The organism is Mesorhizobium sp. BR-1-1-10 (genome assembly GCF_020165595.1).
GTDB classification, from domain to species: domain Bacteria; phylum Pseudomonadota; class Alphaproteobacteria; order Rhizobiales; family Rhizobiaceae; genus Mesorhizobium; species Mesorhizobium australicum.
On sequence record NZ_JAIUIL010000007.1, the window covers coordinates 411212 to 432318 of the forward strand.

Consider the following 21107-nt stretch of genomic DNA (forward strand, 5'->3'; position numbering starts at 1 on the left):
GCCGGCCATGACGCTCACCGTCCTCAATGTCGCCTATCCCCTCGCGCCTGTCGGACCGGATGCGGTCGGGGGTGCCGAACAGGTCCTGTCGATGCTCGATCGGGCACTGGTCGGCGCGGGTCATCGGTCTATCGTCGTCGGCTGCCGGGGCTCCAGCGCGAGCGGCACGCTTGTGGAAACACCGGCGGAAGGCGGCGTGCTCGACGAGGCGGCGAAGAGCCGCGCGCAGCAGGCTCATCGGACCGCGATCGCGGCTGCCCGCGCCAGGTGGCCGATCGATTTGGTTCATCTGCATGGCATCGATTTCGATGCCTATCTGCCCGACGATGGCCCGACCTTGGTGACCCTTCACCTGCCGCTGGACTGGTATCCGGCCAGGGCCTTGCAGCCGACGCGCGACGACCTGTGGCTTCATGCAGTCTCGGCCGCCCAGCAGAAAACCGCGCCACCCGGCGCCAGACTGGCGCCGCCAATTCCGAATGGAGTTGACATAGAGGCGCTCAGCCTGCCGCAGCCGAAGCGCGACTTCGCACTGGTCCTGAGCCGTATCTGCCCGGAAAAGGGCATCCACCTGGCGCTGGACGCGGCCAAGCAGGCAGGTGTACCGCTGGTTGTCGGCGGTAAGGTCTATCCCTATGAAACGCACACGCGGTACTTTCGCGACGAGGTCCAACCTCGCCTCGATGGCCGCCGCCGCTTTCTTGGTCCGCTCGGTTTCACCGCCAAGCGGCGCTTTCTCAACGCAGCACGCTGTCTGGTCATCCCGAGCCTTGCCGCCGAGACCAGTTCCCTTGTCGCCATGGAGGCGCTGGCCTGCGGCACACCGGTGATCGCCTTTCCGAATGGTGCGCTTCCGGACGTGATCGAGCACGGCAAGACCGGTTTTCTCGTCAATACGGTCGACGAGATGGCACAAGCCATCGTTGCGGCGTCAAGCCTGGACGCCGAGACATGCCGCGCCGAGGCGCGACGGCGGTTCTCGCTGGAGCGAATGATCTCGTCTTACATGGATGCCTATCAAGCATTGGCACGACTTGGCACCGATGCCGGGCGCCTCGCCGTCACACCGTGAGCGAGTCTGTGTTGCGCGGCGAGATCATCGATGATCCGGCGCAATTCGATACGCTTGCGGCGGATTGGTGGGGACTGTGGGAGCAGAGTTCCTCGGCGACGCCGTTTCAATCTCCTGCGTGGCTGGTGCCATGGTGGCGCACATTCGGGCCCGGCGACCTGGCGACGGTCGCGGTCTGGCGCGGAAGCGAACTGATAGGGCTGGCGCCGCTTTATCTGGAGCACGGGACCGCCGGCTCGAAACTTCTTCCGGTCGGCATTTCGCTCAGCGACTATCTGGATATCCTGTGTGTTCCCGGTGTCGAAAACCAGGTCGCGGCCATTGTTGCCGAAAAGATCCTCTCGGTCGGCTGGTCGCAGTGGATCCTGTCGGATTTGCCGGAAGGCGGCGCCGGTCTTGCGATTGCGCATCCCGATCTGAAGGCGGGGCAGCCAGCCACTCATGGTGCTTGCCCCGTGCTCGCCATCGCCGGAGACGATACCCTTGCAGGCTGTGTACCCTCCCGGCGCCGGCGCCAGTTGCGACGGGCGCGGCAGGCCGCATCCAGACGCGGCCGGATCGCGTTGTCGTCGGCACGAGGCGATCCTCAAACCTTCCTCGATCAGTTGATCCGCCTGCACGACGCGCGCTGGGCCGGACACGGAGGTGGCGTGTTGGCCGACGCGGCTGCAGAGGAATTTCACAGGCGCTCACTTCCCTTGCTCGACGCTCGCGGCCTGGTCCGATGCTGGCTTTTGGCAATCGATGGCAGGACGGTCGGGGCCTATTACGGCTTCCACCATCGCGGTCGTGCCTATGCTTATCTCGGGGGCTTCGACCCCGCCTATGCCGAAGAGAGCCCAGGGGCGATCCTGATCGGCCACGCGATCGCGGAATCGATCCGCGAAGGTGCGCGCGAGTTCGATTTCCTGCGCGGCCAGGAAGCCTACAAATATGGCTGGGGCGCCATCGACAGGTGGACGATGCGCCGGGTCTGGACGCGGAGTTGATGACATGCCTGCAACCAAGCCAAAATCCGCTCCGCGCCGCACTACGATCAGATCGGCTGTTGAAGACTGCATGGCGGATGGTGTCTGCGCCGAAGCAGTCGTCGCCAGGCTGGCGCTTCACCTGCAGACGGGGATCAGGGCGGCGGACCTGGCAAAGATCGTGCTGGATATCGTTCCGTCGAATGCGCGAGACGCGGAAAGGCTGCAAGAGGTAGCCGGGTTGCTTCGCCGCAAGCCAGATATCTTTGCCACATTGCGAGCGACGGGAGCGGCCGTTCGGCACACACGCGACGACGGGGAGACCGGTGCCGCCGTCGTCACGCGGCTGGCCTCGAGCTTCGATGCGGCGGCAGCGATTTCGGAGACAGCAAGTGTCCAGCTCGCATCCCTAGGGGATGAGGAAAGGCTCTCGGCCACGACCGACGAAGTCGTCGCCTGGCTCAAGCAGCAGGACTTCTCCGGAACCCGCCGGGATATTCTGGACATTGGTTGTGGCATCGGCCGTTTCGAGCATGCGCTTTCCAACTCTTTCAACCGCATGATCGGCATCGATATATCCTCGCGGATGATCTCCATCGCCTCCGAACGGTGCGCCGCGCTGGGCAATGTCGAGTTGCGGCAAACCTCCGGTCTCGATTTGAGCGAATTCGACGACGGCAGTTTCGATTGCGTGCTGGCGGTCGACAGCTTTCCTTATCTGGTTCTGGCGGGCATGGCCGAGGGGCATTTCGATGAGATCGCACGCGTTCTGAAACGGCCTGGCTGGCTCGCCTTGCTGAACTATTCCTATCGCGGATCGCTTTCGTGGGACCGCGCTGATGTCGGCCGCCTGGCGGAAGCTCACCAAATGCGGGTCGTCATCAATGGCGAGAAGCCGTTTCGGTCATGGGATGGCGAGGCTTTCCTACTTGCTCGAGGCGGCGGAACATTACTGCGCGCCGCCAGTTCGGACGTCGAACCAGAGGCGCCGAAGATCGGCACCGACCCGAAGGAGGAAATCATGGCACCCGGCGCCAAGAAACATCGGCCGCGTGAAGCAGCACGGCGATGAGCGCGGGCTGGACCGCAATCTCGTCAAGTCCGATCAATATCAGGATCATGCCGCCGACCAGGCGCCGAAGAACGCCGTCACCCCATGTCCTTTGCCTGCAGCGTAAGCCAAGGAAATAAAGCTGTGCAAGGATTGGCGGCAACCCTGCCGGCGACGGACATCGCCTTGTAATGTCCGGCGTTTGTCACCACACTAAAGTCAGGGACTGCTGGTTATCAAGAGAATATGGATGTCTCATTCGAGCGACGATACCGCGGACCCGCAATTCGGTCTGGCCATGGATCAGGAGATCACTTCTCTCCTGGACGCCATAGAACAGGAAAAAATTCCAGACCGGCTAACCAGGCTGGCCATGGAGTTGCAAAACGCGCTGGTTGAGAAACGTCGACGTGACGTGCAGAACTGATTATCTGCGGCTGTCACCCTCCATATCGAGTTGACCATCCGATAGATGATTTCGTCTTTCAATCAGTGTCTGCAACGAACTCTCCCCAAGCAACTCAAGAATATTGGCGCGGGCACGGTTCAGCCGACTTTTTACCGTCCCCACCGCGCAGCCGCATATCTCGGCCGTTTCTTCATAACTCACCCCCAGAACGCCAATCAGCATCAGAACCTCGCGTTGGTGTTCCGGTAACTTTTGTATGGCGGCGTGGACTTCCTTGCTTTGAACGCTCCATTCCTGGGTGGCTTCCGAAATCGGTCGGGACGACGCGCAGTCGAGCAGGCCTGGCGCTTCCCGGGCAGCGATCTTGACCCGGGTGTAGTACGTGTTGCGCATGATGGTGAAGAGCCACGACTTCATGCGTGTGCCGGGTTCGAACTTGTCGATGTTGGCGAGACCCTTGGTCAGTGTCTCCTGTACCAGATCGTCGGCATCGTCGGGGACGCGGCAGAAGGTACGCGCGAAAGCCCGCATGGCGGGTATGAGCTCAACGATGGAAACTTCATTGGTTTCTTGGTCGGCCAAAATGTAGCCTCCGGATGACAATGGTCCAGCTCCCAGAAGAAGAGTGTATGAACGCAGCCCCTGCTAAATGCATGGAAGTTTGGTTCGTTCCTCGCGCTGAAGACAACTCTTCAGAAATTCCGCGCAGCGGGGGCATCTTACCCAATCGGCCCATGCCGTCGCCGCGATAGGGATGGCGCCTTGGGCGATGCACGCGCGCGCAGCGGTTCTTTCACGGGAACAAAGCCGCGCACCGGCAGTTTGACCTCCTGAGTACTTCCACCCCCCTCCGGCATCAAAACGAGGTATGTCATGGCCAAATCCGCCCGTCGCTCCGCTCGCCAATCGGCAAGTGGACAGGAACCGGATAGCGCGCGCGGAAACGGCGGGGAATTGCACCAGATCGCCGGGGGTGAGACGCCCACTCTGACCACGGCGCTCGGAACACCCGTCTCCGACGATCAAAACACATTGCGGATCGGCGAACGCGGACCAGCGCTGATCGAGGACTCTCATTTTCGGGAGAAGATTTTCCACTTCGACCACGAACGCATTCCCGAGAGGGTCGTCCATGCCCGCGGCTACGGCGCGCATGGTTACTTCGAAACCTACGAGTCTCTGGCCAAATACACGCGTGCCGATATTTTCCAGAGGGCCGGCGAAAAGACACCGGCTTTCGTGCGCTTCTCGACGGTTGCCGGTAACAAGGGCTCGTTCGATCTCGCCCGCGACGTCCGCGGCTTCGCGGTCAAGCTCTACACCAGGGAAGGCAATTGGGATCTGGTCGGCAACAATATCCCGGTCTTCTTCATCCAGGACGCGATCAAGTTTCCCGACCTGATCCATGCCGCCAAACAGGAGCCGGACCGGGCCTTTCCTCAAGCCCAGACCGCTCACGATAATTTCTGGGACTTCATCAGCCTGATGCCGGAATCGATGCACATGGTGATGTGGATCATGTCGGATCGCGCGATCCCGCGCTCCTTCCGCTTCATGCAGGGCTTTGGCGTCCACACGTTCCGCCTGGTCAACGCGAAAGACGAATCCACCTTCGTCAAATTCATTTGGAAGCCAAAGCTCGGCATGCAATCGGTGGTCTGGAATGAGGCGGTCAAGATCAATGGCGCCGATCCAGACTTTCACCGTCGCGATCTATGGGACGCCATCCAGTCCGGCAATTTCCCGGAATGGGAGTTGACGGTGCAATTGTTCGATCAGGCGTTTGCCGACAGCTTCGACTTCGACATTCTGGACGCAACCAAGATCATTCCTGAAGAGGTGCTCGAACCAATCCCGGTCGGGCGGCTGGTGCTTGACCGGATGCCGGATAATTTCTTCGCGGAGACCGAGCAGGTTGCCTTCATGACGCAGAATGTGCCGCCCGGAATTGACTTCTCCAACGATCCGCTTCTGCAGGGCCGCAACTTCTCCTATCTCGATACCCAGTTGAAACGGCTGGGCAGCCCGAACTTTACCCATCTCCCGATCAATGCGCCGAAGTGCCCGTTCGCCCATTTCCAACAGGACGGACACATGGCTATGCGCAATCCGGTCGGTCGCGCCAACTATGAACCGAATTCATGGGGGCTGGGACCGCGCGAGGATCCGCAACGCGGCTTTCGTTCCTTCGCTGATGCCGAGGAAGGGCAGAAGGTGCGTCTGCGCGCGGAAAGCTTCGCCGATCACTACAGCCAGGCCCGGCAATTCTTCAACAGCCAGACACCGCCGGAGCAGCGCCACATCGCCATGGCGCTGACCTTCGAATTGAGCAAGGTCCAGGCACCGGCGATCCGCGAACGCATGGTTTCGCATCTGCTGAACATCGACGAAACCTTGGCGACCACCGTCGCCGACAAGCTCGGCATTCGGAATATGCCCGACCCTGCGGAGGCAGCCGTTCCGACGCGCGACGACCTGCCGCCTTCGCCGGCGCTCAGCATCATCGAGAACGGGCCTGACAGTTTCAAGGGCCGCAAAGTCGGCGTCTTGCTTAGCAATGGAACCGACACCGCGCTGTTCGAAGAGCTCCGTTCCGCCATCGAAACGGAGGGCGCGGTGATGGAGGTGATCGCGCCCAAGGTGGGCGGCGTCGACGCGGCTGACGGCAGCCACATCGAGGCCAGGCACATGATCGACGGCGGCCCGTCTGTGTTGTTCGACGCCGTGGTGCTGCTCCTTTCCGAGGAGGGTGCCGAGATGCTGCTCGACGAGGCGGCCGCGAGGGACTTCGTGTCAGATGCCTTCGCCCATTGCAAATTCATCGGCTTCACAGCGGCAGCCCAACCTCTCCTGGCCAAGGCGGGCGTGGCGCCCGATGCCGATGAGGGACTGATCGGGCTTGATACCGCAGGTTCCGTGAAGACGTTTATAGAGGCGTGCCGCAAACTGCGGCTGTGGGCACGGGAGACCGCCGTCAAGCTTTGATGCGGAGAGCCATGCGCTGTCACACCGGCGCATGGCTGCAAGGCCGGTATGCAGCATGCCAAGGCCCTATGGTTGGCGGGCCTCTCTGGCGGCCTGTTCTCGCTGCTGTTTCAGGACCTCGTCGGTCCCGACCAGCTTCTTTGCTCCGCCTGGAATTGCCGTGGACACCACCGCCGGAGGGTCGCTTGCCGGAAAAGAATCCTCCAACCCGGCCTGCAGTTGATCCTCGAGCGTCTGCGGTTCTTCGGAGCGGCCAGGCGTCCTGCGTGTATCCATCTTCTCCAGCGACTGTTTCTTCTTTGGTGACTCATTGGCTTCGCGGATCAAGGCATAAAGCTGCTCGATCGCGAATTCCTTGATCGTTTCGAAATCGGGCCGATCGTCCTTCGTCGCCTCTATCTGATCGACCATGGCCTTCTCGAACCGCCCAAGGCTTTCACCGCCGCAGGCATGGGAAAGGCGCAGCAATGCCTCGTGCAGCATCATCGGGGTGAAGTAAGCCGACGCTTCAAGCTTGAGTTGCCGCAGACGATCCGGAGTGGCAGCCTGGAATTTTGACATGGACGGTGTCCTTTCTCTCACGAGCGTGTCAACGACAGTTGATCGCCGATGTTCCACCACGCCTGAACATACTTCATGTCCAGCGACCTACCGGAACCAGCTTGCCGGCCTCCGGAACCGTCCATAATCTTGCGTGACTGGTCTTGATGAGCCGGTTCTCCCGCAAGGCGCCGGCGGCCGTTTTCCAACATGTCACGATTTCTTGTGATGAAGGATGCAGGTCCGGCACGCGCCTGCCAACCCGATCGAGCGGACGGCGTTGCCTGACGCCATCGCGGCTCATCGGCGCCCCCGCAGCAAGAACACCGCCCGATCAGTCGCCCCCAGGGAGAAGAACGACTTCGGGCGGCGCTCCGAGCCGGTGGCTCATTTGTTGCAGTTCTGCATGTTCGACGTCGTGTTGCCGCTGGCGGTGTTGTTGTCGATGTCGTTGCCCGCGGCATCCTTGCAGCGGTCGGTCATGCCGTTCGACTTGGTTGTCGAGTTTGTCGTGCTCGGGTCGGCGGGCGTGGTCGTCGCACCGGAGCCTGTGCCGACGCCAGTGCCGGTCGTGGTCCCATTGCCGCCACTGGTGGCGCCGGACGTCGAGCCTGAACCGGTGCCGTTCGACTGTGCCATTGCCGACGTGGCCAGAGCGACCGTAAGCACGGTGGCGGAGAGAAGTTTGGTGATCATCGGAGCATCTCCTTTGGTTGTGTACTGCTTCCACCAAACCTGTCTTTCCCGGATATGTTCCGAGTGAAACGCTCTTCAGCAAAATTCTCATGGATGGGTTCTTGTGCCGATGCGAACGCTTTCGGCCCGCCTGGGTTTGCTTGCAGGGGTCGGCGATGGATCTGTCAGCTGACGGGAACGGCAGGGTCCGTTCGGACGGGATCACCAGCCCCAAACGATCTTCCCATGCACATGGCGACGATGGATTAGTTGAGCTGGCCGAGGATACCAGAGCTGTTGGCCAGGACAAAACTCCAGTAGATCTGGAGCGCTATCGTGCAGATCGCGGCCGCCGAAATCGGCACGCCGAAAGGCACCACACCCCTCTGATCGAGATGCTGGACGTAGACGCGGAAGGCACTTTGAGGCAGCAGGAGCGGGTTTTTCACGACCAGGGCCGTGGCGAGCGCGAATACCAGCAGCAGCAGCGAAAATACCGTCAGGCCACTACCGCCGATCAGAAGCGGCACGACCGCCAGCAGCTTGACGTCGCCGGCGCCGATCTTGCGCAGCAACCAGAATGGGAAGAGCGCCAGAAACAGCAACAGGGCGGCCACCGCGCTTAAGCCCATATCCCACCAGGAGCGGGATTGAAGCGACAAAAGCAGGAGCGATCCAAGCCCCAGGCAGAGCAGCAGCAGCACGTCGCGGTTGGATATTTTCTGGGTGGTGAAGTCGAGCCAGGCAATCCGTGCGAGCAGGGCCGCGGCCAGGATCTTGAGCACTATCGCTTCGGTCAGCAGCACGTTCAGCGCTCGATGTTCTGCACGCTGGACGAGAGCAGCTTCAGATTGTTGGCGACGGTCGGATCGTTGGGCGCCAACTCGTAGGCTTTCAGGAAATTGCCGCGCGCGTCCTGCAGCTTGCCGCGCAGCAGATCGGAATAGCCGACATTGTTGTAATATTCAGGCGACGGCCCCATCAGCTTGAACGCGCGGCCATAGGCGCGGTCGGCAAGGTCGAAGCGGTGGATGCGGTCGCATGAAGCGGCCAAACCCATCCAGGCGCCGCCGTCATTGGGCGCCAGCTGCGTCGCTTTGAAGAACAACGCGCCGGAATTGCCGTAGTTCTCGGCGCGGAACTGGTTCTTGGCCTCCGCGACGGCCTGGTCCGAGGCATAATATTCGACGTCGCTGACGGTCTTCAATCCGTCGAAGGCGTCGCCAAACGACGTCACATCGCCTTTCGAGGGTTCGTTGGTGCGCACGACCCCACCAGTGGTGTCCGCACCGTTTGTCTGGCAGCCGGCAAGCGCCGCCAACAACATACTGGCAGCGACGACGGTTGCGAGGCGCGTTGGCCCTGTCATTTTTATCCCCCAAGAGTCCTGCGACTCTATTTTAGAATCAAAGCATATACCCATTTAGAAGAAAATGCCCTTCATCCGAATTATCACCGGCAACATGATGACCATCATGACGACCGGGAAGATGCACAATCCCAACGGGATCATCATTTTGACGGGAAGAGAATTGGCCCGTTCCTCGGCACTCAGGATTCGTTGCCCACGCATCTCCGCACTATAAACACGCAAAGCGTCGGTGAGGCTGGTGCCAAGTTCCTCAGACTGCCGGAACAGCACGGCCAGCGCCCTCGCCTCATCGAGGCCAATGCGGTCCGAGAGTTCGCGCAACGCCTCTCGCAGCGGCTTGCCAGCGCGCAGTTGCAAATTCATGATCGACAGCTGTATTCCCAGCCATTTGTGGGTCGCGGCCATTTCATGGCTGACACGTTCGACTGCCCCCTCCAGGCTCATGCCGGCATCGGCGCAAGTGATCATCATGTCCATGAAGTCGGGGAAGGCTCGACGATAGATCTGTTTCTGGCTGTTTTCGAAACGGTCGAGCAGAATGGAGGGAACCACCATGCAGGCGAGGCCGAAAAGGGCAGAACCGGCAAGAGTGATGAAACCTGACAGGTGCGGCGGCAGAACCCGCGACAGGATTGCATACATCGCCAGAAAACCAACGCATACCGCGACAAGGCGGGACAGCGTATAAATCAGCGGTGCGCTCGATTTGTAGAAGCCGGCGCGAAACAGCTTCGCTTCCAAGGCATTTGGCTCTTTCCGCTCCTTCTCGACCGACTTGAAGTAGGCATCGACCGGCCGTTGCGCGGCAAGCTTGGCAAGCTGGTCTTGTCCGAGCATCGACCGGCGGTCTGTAATCCCTTCGCCCATCAGGCTCTGCGCGACGAGCTTTCGTGTCTGCAGAGCCGGCAGGAAGACAAGCGCACCAAACAGGAAGAAGGACACCGCCGCCACAAAGACGGCAATGGACACCAACAAGCCCAGGTCCTGAATGTTCGAAAACAATTTCTTTCGTCGCCCCCAGTCAAAAATCGAAAGTAACCATCCGGTACATGATGAAGTCGCCGAGCAACGCCCACAACCCAAAAAGCAGGAATATCGGGAAGACGAGCGGGTTGCCCCAGACGCCGCCGTAATAGGCCGGAGCAAGGATTTGGAGTGTGAAGAACATCGCAATAGGAAACAAGGAGATGATCCACGCCGAGACGCGACCTTCGGCCGAAAGCGCCTTGATTTTCATTCGCAATTTCTGCCGTTCACGCATAACCGAGGAAAGATTGGCCAGAATTTCGGTCAAATTGCCGCCCGTCTTGGCCTGGATCGACAGCGATACCGACAGCAGCTGAAGACCCTCGAAGCCGACACGCTGCGAAAGCTTTCGCACCGCCTGCTCGATGCTGAGACCAAAGGTAATTTCGTCGGAGACGATGCCGAACTCGGTGCCGAGCGGATCGGGCATTTCGCGCGCGACCAGACCGATCGCGACCGAAGCCGGGTGACCGGCGCGCAGCGAACGAACGATCATGTCGAGCGCATCCGGCAGCTGTTTGGCAAATTTCCGGATTCGTTTGTTGCGGGCGCGCCTTAGGACGAGAAGCGGCAGGACAAGCCCCAAGACCAGAAAGACGAGAAACGACGCCAAAGTGGAAAAATTGAAGAACGCCAGCAGCAACGCGACCGCCAGCCCTGCAAGCAGAAATGTTGCGGCGAAGGTCAACGGATTTCCGGTGATACCGGACTGGGTATAGAGCCTGTTCAACCAGACCATACCGAAAAGAAAATCGCCCGAGTCCGTGAGCCCGCGCTCTCGCAGCAATCCCTGTAACGTCTGTTCGGCCGGGACGTCGCCAGCGAGCCGCTTCAATCGGCGGTTAACTGCTAGGGACCGGGAGCGGCGGCCGGCAAATGAAAGATACAGGGCTTCGCCGGCGAGAATGACCGAAGCTGCCGCCAGCATGTAGATGAAGTACAGCAGAGCTTCACCGGTCGGCATCAGAGGGCGACCTGCGGGTTGAAGGCGTCCTTGGCAAAATGATGGCCAAGCGTCGCGGCCTCCGGAGCGAAACGCGGACGGACACCCGTTGCGCGGAAGTCTCCGACGACCTTGCCCTCGGCTGTGACCTCACGGCGAACGAAATGATAGATTTCCTGTAGCTGCACGACATTGCCCTCCATGCCGGTCAGTTCCGATATGGAGGTGACACGCCGGCCGCCGTCGGAAAGACGCTGTGTCTGCACGATGATGTCGATGGCGGAGGCAATCTGCGCGCGGATTGAATCATGCGTCATCGGCATGCCGGCCATGCCGACCATCTGCTCGAGCCGCGAGATCGCGTCGCGCGGCGTATTGGCATGAATTGTGGTCATCGAGCCCTCATGGCCGGTGTTCATCGCCTGCAGCATGTCGAAAGCTTCCTCGCCGCGCACCTCGCCGACGATGATGCGGTCCGGCCGCATGCGCAGCGCGTTCTTCAGCAATTCGCGCTGGCGCACTTCGCCCCTCCCCTCGACGTTGGGTGGCCGCGTCTCCAGCCGGCCGACATGCGGCTGCTGCAATTGCAGTTCGGCCGCATCCTCTATGGTGATCAGTCGTTCTTTCGAGGGTATGTAGCTCGACAAGGCATTGAGCAAGGTCGTCTTGCCGCTGCCCGTGCCGCCCGAAACCAGGATCGATTTGCGCGCCTGGACGGCGATCCGCAGCAGCTCGATCATCGGCGGCCGGATCGAATTGAATGCCATCAGGCGTTCCAGCGAATAAGGATTCTTGGAGAATTTGCGGATCGACACCAGCGGGCCATCGACCGAGATCGGCCGCACCGCGATGTTGACGCGCGAGCCGTCATCCAGGCGGGCATCGACCATAGGCGAGGATTCATCGACCCGACGCCCAATATTCGAGACTATCTTGTTGATGACGCGCAGCAGATGCGCCTCGTCACGAAACCTGATTGCTGTTTCTTCAACGATGCCATGCCTCTCGATGAATACCCGCTTGTGGGTATTGATCATGATGTCTGTGATCGAATCATCCTTGAGCAGCGGTTCGATCGGCCCAAGCCCCAGCATCTCATCTGCCGTGTCGCTGGTCAGTTGATCGAGTTCGCGTGCATTCAACGGCACATTTCGATTTCGAACGAACTCGCGCACGATGGGGCGGATCTCATTCAGGATCTCGTCCTTGGAAGCATTTTCCAGAGCGGTCAGATTGAATCGATCGATAAGATGCCGATGAAGATCAACCTTGAGCGTCAGAAAATCGTTGCCATGCGATTTGATTTCGACTGTCGGAGAAAGGGCCGAAGCGGCAGGTGGTGCAGTCAGCGGCTCGGCCTTTGTCGCAACCTGCTGCTCGCTTGGTCCCTTGATAAACCGCCCCAGCATAATCCCTTATACCCCCCTCTAGCGCACATTAGCGGAAACTAAACGTTAACCAAGGGACGCACAAGCGCCGGGGCGCCTCACATGCCGCCAATACTTTCAACATAGTTAAGGAGCGCATCGAAAAAATATCGTTTTTATTTATGGTCCCCACGCTGCCAACCATCACCGAGTGAATAAGCTTCCAGAACGTAGTGTGGCCCTTGGGTGCTCTAACATCGGAATCGCTCCATATCTGGCTATAACCCCTTAGATATAAAGGAATATGTCATGGTGCTAAATTAGCTACCGTTCTATTAGAACCCACGCATAATTGTGAACGAATGGTTAAGGGCGCTTGAAAAATTAGACGAATCAAGCTCTTGCTGAAAATTAGGGCCACTCTCACTTCGAAATTTCATGTATTGGGAAGTTAAGGAACCGTTAATCCCGTTTGACTCTGCAATTTCTCGGGACCTAGGATCGAGATGACGGGGGATGCTTGGGTATGGAGTTCATCCTTGGCTCTGTCTCGTCGGGTTCAAACCTCCAAAGGGAGAAATTGACATGAAGAAGCTCATGACGATGACCCGGCAGTTCCGCGACGATGAAAACGGCGCTGCCATGGTCGAATATTCTATCCTGATCGGCATTATCGCCGTTGCATCGATTCTGACTGTCCTCGCCATCGGCGGCTGGGTAAACGGTCGTTTCTCGGCACTCTGCACAGCCCTCGACGCACACCCGACTGGCACCTGCAACGCGGCGGGCGGCGTCGGCAGCTGATCGCCTGACCACCTCAGGCCCGGCTCGTCCGAGCCGGGCCTGAATTCGATCGCAGCGGGCGAATCCCGCATTGGGCTTGGGGCTTGGGCATGCGCGCCAATACGCTTATCATGATCGTCCTCGCCGGCGTGTTCGGCGTTCTGGCTGTTGTGCTGGTAAATATCTGGCTGGCCGGCCAGCGTAGCGCCATGGCGCAAACGGGCCTCGTCCAAGGCAGCACAGTCGTCGTAGCGGCAATGCCGCTGAAGTTCGGCGATACGCTAAGCGCCGACAAATTGCGCGAGGTCGCGTGGCCGGCCGGCGCAGTTCCAACGGGCGCCTTCAAGACCACGAAGGAGGCTCTAGCGGGCGAAGGTACGAGGCAGGCGCTGCAGGCAATCAGCACCAACGAACCTGTCCTCGCCAGCAAGATCACGGGACCTGGTCAGCGCGCCACGCTTTCGGCAGTGCTCGGCGAGGGAATGAAGGCCGTTTCCATTAGGGTGAACGACGTGCTCGGCGTTGCAGGTTTCGTCTTTCCCGGTGACCGGGTCGATGTCTTGCTGACCCGAACGGTTCGCGGCGACGATGGCGCGGATAAAAGTTTTGTCGATGTGCTGCTGCAGAGCATGAAAGTGCTCGCCATCGACCAGGTCGCCGATGTGAGCAAGGACAGTCCTACAGTGGTTAAGTCCGTCACGCTCGAGGCCAGCACCAAGGATGCACAAAAGTTGACCCTGGCGGCTGGCGCGGGCCAGTTATCGCTCGCGCTTCGTCAGGCAGCCGCCAGCAAGGGCGAGACGACCGAACGCGTAACGCTTTCCGACCTGACCGGCGAGACGCCGGCCGATGTCGCCGCCAGGCAGGCGGAGCTCGACAAGAAGGCTGCAGCAGAAGCCTTGGCGGAGGCTGAGCGCAAGCGGGCCGAAGAAAGGCTGGCCGGACTGACACAGGCGGTGGAGCGGGTGGGAAGCCGGCTTGACCAACTCGGGAAGGTGAGCCCGGCGCCTGCAGTGATAGCGCCGGCTCCTGCACCAGAAGTCGTCAAGGAAGTGATAAAATATGTGCAGCCGGAGCCGCCGGCACGCGCCACCATCGGGGTTTTCCGGGGCGTGAAGCTCGAAACCTATGACGTGCCGCGACAACCGTAGCAAAAGTGCGAAATCAGGCTGCCGCCGGCAGCATTGGGGAGATGGGGAATGAAGGGGTTTTGGTTAGGGATGGCGACGGCCGCGCTGGAGGCGCTGTTGTCGAGCGTCGGGGCCGATGCCGCCGACCGCTTCATCGACGTGTCTACCCCCAGCGTGCACCGGATTTTCCTGCCTATGTCACAATCGGTGACGATCCAGGTGAGTGCCAATCTGGGCGATATCGTCGTCGGCGACGAGAAGATCGCCGATGCGCAGCCGATGACCGACCGGACGCTCTATGTCATCGGCAAGGGCGCCGGGACCACCACGGTCAATCTGTTCTCCACCGATAAGCGCTCGCTCGGCGCCCTGCAGATCGAGGTCGGCGTCGATGTCAGCGACATGGCGGAGGCGATCCGACAGGTGGCGCCAAAGTCGCGCATCGAAGTCGGCTCGGTCAACGGCAGGGTCAGGCTTGGTGGCCATGTGAAAGACGGTGCCACGCTGGCGGCGATCATGGCCGTTGCGCAGCAATATGGACCCGACGCCGTCATCAACTCCGTCATCGTCGACGACAGCCAGCAGGTCAATTTGGAAGTGCGCGTGCTCGAAGCCAAGCGCAACACCGGCCGCGATCTCGGCGTGTCGATCAAGAGCAGGAACGGCGATGGCACAACCCGTACCGGTACCGGTGTTGCTGCCGTCGACGAGGACGGTGTCGTGCTCGGACCCGGCGGTCTGCTCAGCGGCCTCCTGTCCAACTCGGCTCCCTTCGGAGCGCTGATCACGCGCGTCATCGACAGCAACATCAAGGTCGATCTGATCATCGAGGCGCTCGAGTCCAAAGGCGCGGTGCGCACGCTCGCGAACCCCAACCTCACCACGCTTTCCGGCGAGCAGGCCAGCTTCAACGCCGGCGGGGAAGTGCCTATCCGCACTCTCGACAAAGACGGCGAGATAAGTATCGTGTACAAGCAATTCGGCGTCAATCTGCTGTTCACGCCGGTCGTACTCGACGACGGCAAGATCCATATGCAGCTAGCGCCGGAGGTGAGCGACCTGACCGGCTTCACCACCGCCGGCGACCCGATCTTCACCAACCGCAAACTGTCGACCGTCGTCGAGTTGCGCGACGGCCAGAGCTTCGCGGTCGGCGGGCTTCTGTCGAGCAAGACCACCAAGCTCCAGGACCAGGTGCCTTGGCTCGGCCAGGTGCCTGTTATCGGGACGCTGTTTCGCAGTTCGAGCAACCAGAAGGAAGAGACCGAACTGGTGGTTATCGTGACGCCGCACATCGTGCGGCCAGTGAAACCCGGCGAGCAACTGGCGACGCCGTTCGACAAGACACGGCCTGCCAACGATCCCGAATTCTTCGTGCTCGGCCAGCTTGAGGTGACCAAGGATATGGTCCGCAAATATGAGCTGGGCGAAGGCGTCACCGGCCCCTATGGCCACATGCTCGACTTCAAATCGAAGGACAAGATGCTCTATGTCAAGAAATAGCGCCTTGATCCTCCTCCTGTCTGCCGGTGCGCTGTCGGGCTGCGCCGCGGACTATCTGAATCACTATGATTCGGTGACCCTGGCTGCCGGCGACACACAGAAATTCAATTCGATGCTGCAGACGGTCGACCCGCTCAATCCTAACGCAAGGAATACCAAGATCGAGGGTGACGGCGCGCGCGCCGCTGCCGTTGCCCAGGCCTACAAATATCCACCGCCGCCGCCGCCGCCGCCGGCCATCACGGTCAATGTCGGCGGGTCGGGCGTGACGCCGTGAACTGAACCGAAGGATGCGGAGGGCGCCGGGCATGCGAGGAGCCCTGGCGCGAGGTGAAAGAGAGTAGGTCATGTTGGGGACCATTCGAGCCTTCTGGAACGATCAACGCGGCGTCGCGATGATCCTCGTGGCGATCATGCTGCCGGTGCTTATCGGCTTCGCCCTGCTGGCTATCGATATGAGCCGGGCCAACGGACTGCATAACGATCTGCAGAAAGGTGTAGATGCGCTTGCGCTTGCGACGGCTGCGGAACTGGATGGCAGATCGGATTCGATCATCCGAGCCAACCTGGCCAAGACGACCCTTCTCACCAACAAGACCAAGTTCTCGACGTCCGGTGACCACACACTCGCCCTAGCTGACGTGACCGTTACATATTTGACCGGGATACCGGCCGACGACAGCATCAAGTTGAGTGCCGCCGGTGTCGACGCCGATGGTGTGAACTGGGCTAGCACCGACCCCAAAGCCGTGTCTTTCTCCTTGATCACTGTGAATCCGTCCGGCTTGGCGGATGGTGCCGGGGCCTTTGAAGCGATTTTTCCGGCAAGCTTTCTCGGCGGCAACAACACCTTCGATATTCAACCACAGGCTGTGGCCGGATTTGTCCAGTCGATCTGCGAAACCGTGCCGATCTTCATGTGCAATCCGTTCGAGACCAACGACCCGTTGACCAGCAAAACGATCCAGCAAGCCTTCGCGTCGGGGGATACCTACAGCCGCGAATTTCGCATTCTGAAAGTCGATAGCAACCCCGGCCCGGGCAACTTTGGCCTGCTGGAAAACGGCCTTACCTCGATACAAGAGGGAATGGCCAAGGGAACCGCCGGCACCTGCTACAGCCGCACTTCGCTGACTACGAAAACGGGTGTCACCTTGGGTCAGGTCAATACTGGCCTCAATGTCCGGTTCGATCTCTATCAGGGCAATCTGAAAAATAACACTGACCTTGGCTACCGCCCGGCGAGCAATGTCCGCAAGGGGGCCAGCAAGAACAGCAATTGCAACAAGTTTGATGTCGCGACGGATGGTTCCGCGTTGCCTCTCCCGGATGGCACCGGCTATGACTCAGCTAAGGGCATGACGCTGCCGATCGCGGCGAATTCCTTCTGGACCGCCTACTGGGCTGCCAATCACAAGAATGCCGGGTATCCGAACCTGCCGGCGAAGACTGACCCGCTAAAGCGTAGCGTCCCGGCATCCAGGTATGACGTCTACATGCACGAAATCACCGCCGGCATCGTGGGCGACAAATCGAAAGGGCCTTCGAACGAAGTTGGAACGCCTTCTTGCTACAAGGGGGACCTCACCAAGGCGGATCCGAGCCGCCGGCTCATTAACATGGCCATTATCGATTGCAACGCAAACCAGGCGAAGCTGAACGGCCACACCGCAGTCCGGCCGGATGGCTATGCAAGCGTCTTCATAAACAACCCCATCCAGAAGGTGAATCCCAACGACGAGGACAATCCGGACGGCACAGGCGCCGAGAAGGCGATCAGCCTAGAGATCGTCGATGTCGATGGCGGATTTGCAAATAACACCCTTGTAGACAAAGCATTCCGCAACGAAGCCCAGTTGTATCGGTAGAGTCGACATGACCAGGTTCGGCAAAATCATCCGGCGGTTCCAAGGCGACGAAAATGGCGTTGCTTTGGTGGAAGCCGCGATCACCATACCACTCGTGTTGCTGTTGTCGGCCGGTGTGTTTGAGTTCTCCAACATCCTGAACACGCGCCTGCTTCTCGAAGCCGGCGTTGAGGATGCGGGTCGCTACATGGCACGATGCAGCAGCGATTGGGCGACTTGCAAGGGCCGAGCCCAAAACCTTGCCGCCAATGGGGCGGTCGCTAACGGCAGCGCCAGAGTGACCGGCTGGCTGCCGGCGACAGTTGACATCACCAAGGCGGTCTCACTGGACGCGGTTGATGTGGCCACGGGCACGCAGCTTTATCTTAGCAGCACGACCACTGTTGACGTCGTGGACGTCACTACCTCCTATTCTTATTCAGGCTTCGGATTCCTGTCATATCTTGGCTTTAGCCCACTGACCCTCAGGGTTTCTCATCAGGAGCGAGTCATTGGATGGTGACGGAGCGTACCAAGTTTTGGGCTAGCCAGTCCGGAACGGCAATGGTCGAAATGGCCATAGTGATGCCACTCCTGTTGACGCTTCTGCTTGGCTTCGTCGATTTCGGCTACGCCTTTTACCAATGGAATGCCGGGAATAAAGCGGTGCAAGCCGGTGCAAGGCTGGCGCAGATTTCCACACCTGTCGCCAGCGGGCTTCTGGCCGAGACGATAACGCAGAGCGACCTAACCAAAGTCGGCACTGCGGTACCCGCAAATACCTACAACTATATCTGCACCGCCAACACCGCTGGAAGCGTCTCTTGCGTTTGCGGCACAGGCGCTACATGCCAGAACCTCAATGTAAGCCAAGATGCCTTTAATTTCATTTTTAGTGGCAACAGCAGCCGGGCCGGAATGCAGACATTCCTGCCGATGCTGGCTAAGTCCGAGGTGCGGATACAATATCAAGCATCCGGCCTCGGTTACTGGACGCGCCCCAACGGGCCGGTGCCGACCATCACCGTCAGCATCACCAATCATCCTTTCCAGTTCTTCTTCCTGGGCGGACTGCTCGGGTTCGGCAACATCACCATGCCCTCCATGCTCAGCACGGTTACGGGCGAAGACATGAAGAGCACCTGGCCATGAACGCCATCAGCACCAAGGTTACCCCCACCAAGCGAAAGCTGGTTGCGCTGTTTTCCTCCGACGCGAATTTCAAGCGCGATGTGGCGACGCGGCTCGATGCGCTGGCGATCTATGATGTGCGGGTTGCCGAGACGGGCGATTTTCTCAAGGGGCCGCCTGCCGACACGCGCCCGGGCATCGTCATCCTCGATCTCGGCAATGGCGAATTGCTCGGCAATCCAGGCATCGTCGAGGCGCGCGCGCTGTGGGCTGGCGTGCCGCTGATCGCGGTTTCCGACGAATTGACTTCGGAGCAGACGCGCGTCCTGGTGCGCATGAATGCCTCGGACTGGCTGCACAAGCCGCTCGACGGCAAGGAACTGCTCAACGCCGTGACCTTCCACGACAGCGGCAACCAGGGCGCCAAGAGCCGCATCATCACCTTCATCAGCGCCAGCGGCGGTGCCGGCGCCACGACGCTGGCGCTGTCGGCGGCCGAATTCCTGGCCTCGAAATCGACCGAGCGCGCGGCCTCGACCTGCCTGGTCGACCTCGACTTCCAGAGCGCCAATTGCGGCGCCTATCTCAACCTGTTCAACCAGTTCGACCTCGCCGGCATCATCGGCCAGCCTGAACGGCTCGACGTCGAATTGATGGACGTCATCAAGCTGTCGCGGCCTTCCGGCCTGACGCTCTATGCCTTCGAGCGGCCGCAACTGCCGTTCGAGCCGCAGGGCGCCGATTTCGTCTTCCGGCTGCTCGATCTCGTCGCCTACCGTTTCGACGACATCGTCATCGACCTGCCGAACATCGAAACGCCCTGGCACAATTCCGTGCTGTCGACGAGCGACGAGATCTTCATCGTCTTCGAGCTCAATGTCGCTTCGCTGCGGCAAGGCAAACGGCTCTACAAGAAGATCCGCGAGCTGCGCGGCAATGCCGTCTCAATCACACTGGTCGCCAACAAGCACAAGCGCAAATGGTTCGGCAACCACTTCTCGCGCAGCGAGCTGGAGAAGATCTTCAAGGCGCCGCATATCAAGTCGGTCGGCCTCGACAACGCCCTGCTGGCCGACGCGCTGAACCGCGCCATGCTGCCGTCCGAAGTGGATGGGCGGGCGCGCTTCAACAAGGACCTGAAGAAGATGTTCCGCGAGCGGCTCGACGATGCGGCCCGCTAGCGGCCATCGCTTGCGGCTGACAGCCGCCTGCCTGCTTGGCCTGGCGCTGACGCCAGCGCCCGGACAGATCGCGTTGGCGGACAGCCGCCCGCCTCTGCCGGCCATGGGCCCCAGCCTGCGCAAGACTGTGGCGTTTTCCACCCAGGAGAAGACCGGGACCATCATCATCCGCAAGCAGGAAAAAGCACTCTATCTGGTGACCGGCAAGGGCGAGGCCCTGCGCTACCGGATCAGTGTCGGACGCGATGGATTTGGCTGGACGGGTACGGTCCAGGTGGGAGCCAAGACCGAGTGGCCGGCGTGGCGGCCGCCCAGGGAAATGCGCGCCCGCCAGCCGGAATTGCCTGACATGGTGCCCTCGGGGCCGTACAATCCACTCGGCGCAAGGGCGCTCTATCTGCTTCGCGATGGCCGCGACACGCTCTATCGCATCCATGGCACCAATGACCCTTCGGGCGTGGGTTTCGACGGCACGTCGGGCTGTTTTCGCCTGACCAACACCGATGTCATCGATCTTTTCAGGCGCGTGCCTGTCGGCACCAAGGTGGTGGTCCAATGACGACGATCAGCGATCCCGACGACCTTGTGCTAGCGGTCGAACCGCTGTTGCTCGACAGGGAGAAGAGCCGGTCCAGGCTCGCCATTGCCGTCTCTGTCGGCCTGGCGCTGTTTGCCCTGCTGAACGCCACCACGGCCGTCTATCTCTACCGCGGCATCAACGATCTGCGCGCAATCGAGGCGCGGCTGGAGGACCTCGGCCAGTTCGAGCAGCGCATGAGCGCGCGGCTCGACACCGTCAACAATGGATTTCAAAGCCGGTTCGAGGCGCTGGACGACCGGCTGCGGGCGAGCTTCGGCGAGGTCAACGCCAACATCGCCCGGCAGCCACCGGAGATGTCGGGAAATCACGGTGGCGAGGAGCCGCGCGTGGTCGAACTCCCCTCGCCCGTCGAAGACATGGCGGCGGTCGCCAGCGCCGCCGACGCGGAGCCTGCCATCGGGGATATGCCGCGGGTAACGCGAAGGCGGTCGGCTCCGGCAGCGCCTCCCGCGCCGAGCTCCAACTACCAGCGGAGCGTATCCCCGGAAGGCAAGGTCACCTATCACAAGATAAACTAGGTCGG

At 60.5% G+C, this 21107-nt stretch carries 23 protein-coding genes; 15 read left to right on the forward strand and 8 right to left on the reverse strand.

Features of this window, described 5'->3' with window-relative positions; translation table 11 throughout:
• Positions 1 to 7: 7 nt before the first annotated feature.
• The 4 genes from LB555_RS18255 (at position 8) to LB555_RS18270 (ending at position 3518) form a co-directional block, all read left to right on the forward strand.
• Positions 8 to 1072, forward strand: a complete 1065-nt coding sequence (locus LB555_RS18255; protein WP_224683413.1) for a glycosyltransferase family 4 protein — start codon at positions 8 to 10, stop codon at positions 1070 to 1072.
• Positions 1069 to 2061 (forward strand): GNAT family N-acetyltransferase, encoded by a 993-nt coding sequence (locus tag LB555_RS18260; RefSeq protein WP_224683414.1) that lies wholly within the window; start codon positions 1069 to 1071, stop codon positions 2059 to 2061. Before LB555_RS18255 ends, LB555_RS18260 begins: the two co-directional genes overlap by 4 nt.
• 70 nt (positions 2062 to 2131) lie before the next feature.
• Positions 2132 to 3112: a class I SAM-dependent methyltransferase gene (locus tag LB555_RS18265; RefSeq protein WP_224683415.1), complete on the forward strand. Its 981-nt coding sequence runs from the start codon at positions 2132 to 2134 to the stop codon at positions 3110 to 3112.
• A 229-nt stretch (positions 3113 to 3341) separates the two neighbouring features.
• Positions 3342 to 3518, forward strand: coding sequence for a hypothetical protein (locus LB555_RS18270; RefSeq protein WP_015319163.1), 177 nt, complete (start codon positions 3342 to 3344; stop codon positions 3516 to 3518).
• On the opposite strand, the gene LB555_RS18275 is transcribed toward LB555_RS18270, so the two are convergent.
• Entirely contained in the window at positions 3519 to 4082 is a 564-nt protein-coding gene (locus tag LB555_RS18275; RefSeq protein ID WP_015319164.1) for a sigma-70 family RNA polymerase sigma factor, read from the reverse strand.
• Positions 4083 to 4373: 291 nt separating this feature from the next.
• Between LB555_RS18275 and LB555_RS18280 the strand changes: the two genes are divergently transcribed.
• Positions 4374 to 6485, forward strand: a complete 2112-nt coding sequence (locus LB555_RS18280) for a catalase (protein WP_224523911.1) — start codon at positions 4374 to 4376, stop codon at positions 6483 to 6485.
• Positions 6486 to 6551: 66 nt separating this feature from the next.
• Here LB555_RS18280 and LB555_RS18285 read toward each other — a convergent pair whose 3' ends face one another.
• From LB555_RS18285 to LB555_RS18315, 7 genes are all read right to left on the reverse strand, one after another.
• A complete protein-coding gene (locus tag LB555_RS18285; RefSeq protein ID WP_140793116.1) occupies positions 6552 to 7046 on the reverse strand; it encodes a hypothetical protein in 495 nt (164 codons plus the stop codon).
• Between the two features lie 366 nt (positions 7047 to 7412).
• Positions 7413 to 7721, reverse strand: coding sequence for a hypothetical protein (locus LB555_RS18290; RefSeq protein WP_140617552.1), 309 nt, complete (start codon positions 7719 to 7721; stop codon positions 7413 to 7415).
• Between the two features lie 245 nt (positions 7722 to 7966).
• A complete protein-coding gene (locus tag LB555_RS18295) occupies positions 7967 to 8506 on the reverse strand; it encodes a prepilin peptidase (protein ID WP_224683416.1) in 540 nt (179 codons plus the stop codon).
• A 2-nt stretch (positions 8507 to 8508) separates the two neighbouring features.
• Positions 8509 to 9069 (reverse strand): tetratricopeptide repeat protein, encoded by a 561-nt coding sequence (locus LB555_RS18300; RefSeq protein ID WP_224683417.1) that lies wholly within the window; start codon positions 9067 to 9069, stop codon positions 8509 to 8511.
• A 54-nt stretch (positions 9070 to 9123) separates the two neighbouring features.
• Positions 9124 to 10074, reverse strand: a complete 951-nt coding sequence (locus tag LB555_RS18305) for a type II secretion system F family protein (RefSeq protein ID WP_140617555.1) — start codon at positions 10072 to 10074, stop codon at positions 9124 to 9126.
• 19 nt (positions 10075 to 10093) lie between these two features.
• Positions 10094 to 11062, reverse strand: a complete 969-nt coding sequence (locus tag LB555_RS18310) for a type II secretion system F family protein (protein WP_224683418.1) — start codon at positions 11060 to 11062, stop codon at positions 10094 to 10096.
• On the reverse strand, positions 11062 to 12450 hold the full coding sequence (locus LB555_RS18315) for a CpaF family protein (RefSeq protein ID WP_224683419.1): 1389 nt from the start codon (positions 12448 to 12450) through the stop codon (positions 11062 to 11064). Before LB555_RS18315 ends, LB555_RS18310 begins: the two co-directional genes overlap by 1 nt.
• Before the next feature lie 543 nt (positions 12451 to 12993).
• On the opposite strand from LB555_RS18315, the gene LB555_RS18320 reads away from it, so the two are divergent.
• The 10 genes from LB555_RS18320 to LB555_RS18365 all read left to right on the forward strand — a co-directional run bounded on the left by LB555_RS18320 (position 12994) and on the right by LB555_RS18365 (position 21102).
• The gene (locus tag LB555_RS18320) at positions 12994 to 13212 is read left to right on the forward strand and encodes a Flp family type IVb pilin (protein ID WP_224683420.1); all 219 of its coding nucleotides are present in this window, start codon (positions 12994 to 12996) and stop codon (positions 13210 to 13212) included.
• An 89-nt stretch (positions 13213 to 13301) separates the two neighbouring features.
• Complete coding sequence (gene cpaB, locus LB555_RS18325; RefSeq protein ID WP_224683421.1) at positions 13302 to 14342, forward strand: Flp pilus assembly protein CpaB; 1041 nt, start codon at positions 13302 to 13304, stop codon at positions 14340 to 14342.
• 48 nt (positions 14343 to 14390) lie between these two features.
• On the forward strand, positions 14391 to 15824 hold the full coding sequence (locus LB555_RS18330) for a type II and III secretion system protein family protein (RefSeq protein ID WP_224683422.1): 1434 nt from the start codon (positions 14391 to 14393) through the stop codon (positions 15822 to 15824).
• Between the two features lie 4 nt (positions 15825 to 15828).
• Complete coding sequence (locus LB555_RS18335; protein ID WP_224683424.1) at positions 15829 to 16101, forward strand: hypothetical protein; 273 nt, start codon at positions 15829 to 15831, stop codon at positions 16099 to 16101.
• A 70-nt stretch (positions 16102 to 16171) separates the two neighbouring features.
• Positions 16172 to 17692, forward strand: coding sequence for a TadE/TadG family type IV pilus assembly protein (locus LB555_RS18340; RefSeq protein ID WP_224683425.1), 1521 nt, complete (start codon positions 16172 to 16174; stop codon positions 17690 to 17692).
• Positions 17693 to 17699: 7 nt separating this feature from the next.
• On the forward strand, positions 17700 to 18194 hold the full coding sequence (locus LB555_RS18345; protein WP_224683426.1) for a TadE/TadG family type IV pilus assembly protein: 495 nt from the start codon (positions 17700 to 17702) through the stop codon (positions 18192 to 18194).
• Positions 18195 to 18235: 41 nt separating this feature from the next.
• Entirely contained in the window at positions 18236 to 18823 is a 588-nt protein-coding gene (locus LB555_RS18350) for a TadE/TadG family type IV pilus assembly protein (RefSeq protein ID WP_224683427.1), read from the forward strand.
• A complete protein-coding gene (locus tag LB555_RS18355; RefSeq protein ID WP_224683428.1) occupies positions 18820 to 19983 on the forward strand; it encodes a CpaE family protein in 1164 nt (387 codons plus the stop codon). The genes LB555_RS18350 and LB555_RS18355 overlap by 4 nt, the downstream gene beginning before the upstream one ends.
• Complete coding sequence (locus LB555_RS18360) at positions 19970 to 20542, forward strand: L,D-transpeptidase (protein WP_140823512.1); 573 nt, start codon at positions 19970 to 19972, stop codon at positions 20540 to 20542. The genes LB555_RS18355 and LB555_RS18360 overlap by 14 nt, the downstream gene beginning before the upstream one ends.
• The gene (locus LB555_RS18365; protein WP_224683429.1) at positions 20539 to 21102 is read left to right on the forward strand and encodes a hypothetical protein; all 564 of its coding nucleotides are present in this window, start codon (positions 20539 to 20541) and stop codon (positions 21100 to 21102) included. Before LB555_RS18360 ends, LB555_RS18365 begins: the two co-directional genes overlap by 4 nt.
• The last annotated feature ends 5 nt before the right edge of the window (positions 21103 to 21107 follow it).

Bases quoted from the DNA above. Each gene is read 5' to 3' on its own strand.
- LB555_RS18310 (WP_224683418.1), bottom strand. From the start codon at position 11,062: ATGCCGACCGGTGAAGCTCTGCTGTACTTCATCTACATGCTGGCGGCA.
- LB555_RS18285 (WP_140793116.1), bottom strand. From the start codon at position 7,046: ATGTCAAAATTCCAGGCTGCCACTCCGGATCGTCTGCGGCAACTCAAG.
- LB555_RS18290 (WP_140617552.1), bottom strand. From the start codon at position 7,721: ATGATCACCAAACTTCTCTCCGCCACCGTGCTTACGGTCGCTCTGGCC.
- LB555_RS18360 (WP_140823512.1), top strand. From the start codon at position 19,970: ATGCGGCCCGCTAGCGGCCATCGCTTGCGGCTGACAGCCGCCTGCCTG.
- LB555_RS18265 (WP_224683415.1), top strand. From the start codon at position 2,132: ATGGCGGATGGTGTCTGCGCCGAAGCAGTCGTCGCCAGGCTGGCGCTT.
- LB555_RS18300 (WP_224683417.1), bottom strand. From the start codon at position 9,069: ATGACAGGGCCAACGCGCCTCGCAACCGTCGTCGCTGCCAGTATGTTG.
- LB555_RS18355 (WP_224683428.1), top strand. From the start codon at position 18,820: ATGAACGCCATCAGCACCAAGGTTACCCCCACCAAGCGAAAGCTGGTT.
- LB555_RS18340 (WP_224683425.1), top strand. From the start codon at position 16,172: ATGTTGGGGACCATTCGAGCCTTCTGGAACGATCAACGCGGCGTCGCG.
- LB555_RS18270 (WP_015319163.1), top strand. From the start codon at position 3,342: ATGTCTCATTCGAGCGACGATACCGCGGACCCGCAATTCGGTCTGGCC.
- LB555_RS18315 (WP_224683419.1), bottom strand. From the start codon at position 12,450: ATGCTGGGGCGGTTTATCAAGGGACCAAGCGAGCAGCAGGTTGCGACA.
- LB555_RS18345 (WP_224683426.1), top strand. From the start codon at position 17,700: ATGACCAGGTTCGGCAAAATCATCCGGCGGTTCCAAGGCGACGAAAAT.
- LB555_RS18255 (WP_224683413.1), top strand. From the start codon at position 8: ATGACGCTCACCGTCCTCAATGTCGCCTATCCCCTCGCGCCTGTCGGA.
- LB555_RS18350 (WP_224683427.1), top strand. From the start codon at position 18,236: ATGGTCGAAATGGCCATAGTGATGCCACTCCTGTTGACGCTTCTGCTT.
- LB555_RS18280 (WP_224523911.1), top strand. From the start codon at position 4,374: ATGGCCAAATCCGCCCGTCGCTCCGCTCGCCAATCGGCAAGTGGACAG.
- LB555_RS18320 (WP_224683420.1), top strand. From the start codon at position 12,994: ATGAAGAAGCTCATGACGATGACCCGGCAGTTCCGCGACGATGAAAAC.
- cpaB (WP_224683421.1), top strand. From the start codon at position 13,302: ATGCGCGCCAATACGCTTATCATGATCGTCCTCGCCGGCGTGTTCGGC.
- LB555_RS18330 (WP_224683422.1), top strand. From the start codon at position 14,391: ATGAAGGGGTTTTGGTTAGGGATGGCGACGGCCGCGCTGGAGGCGCTG.
- LB555_RS18365 (WP_224683429.1), top strand. From the start codon at position 20,539: ATGACGACGATCAGCGATCCCGACGACCTTGTGCTAGCGGTCGAACCG.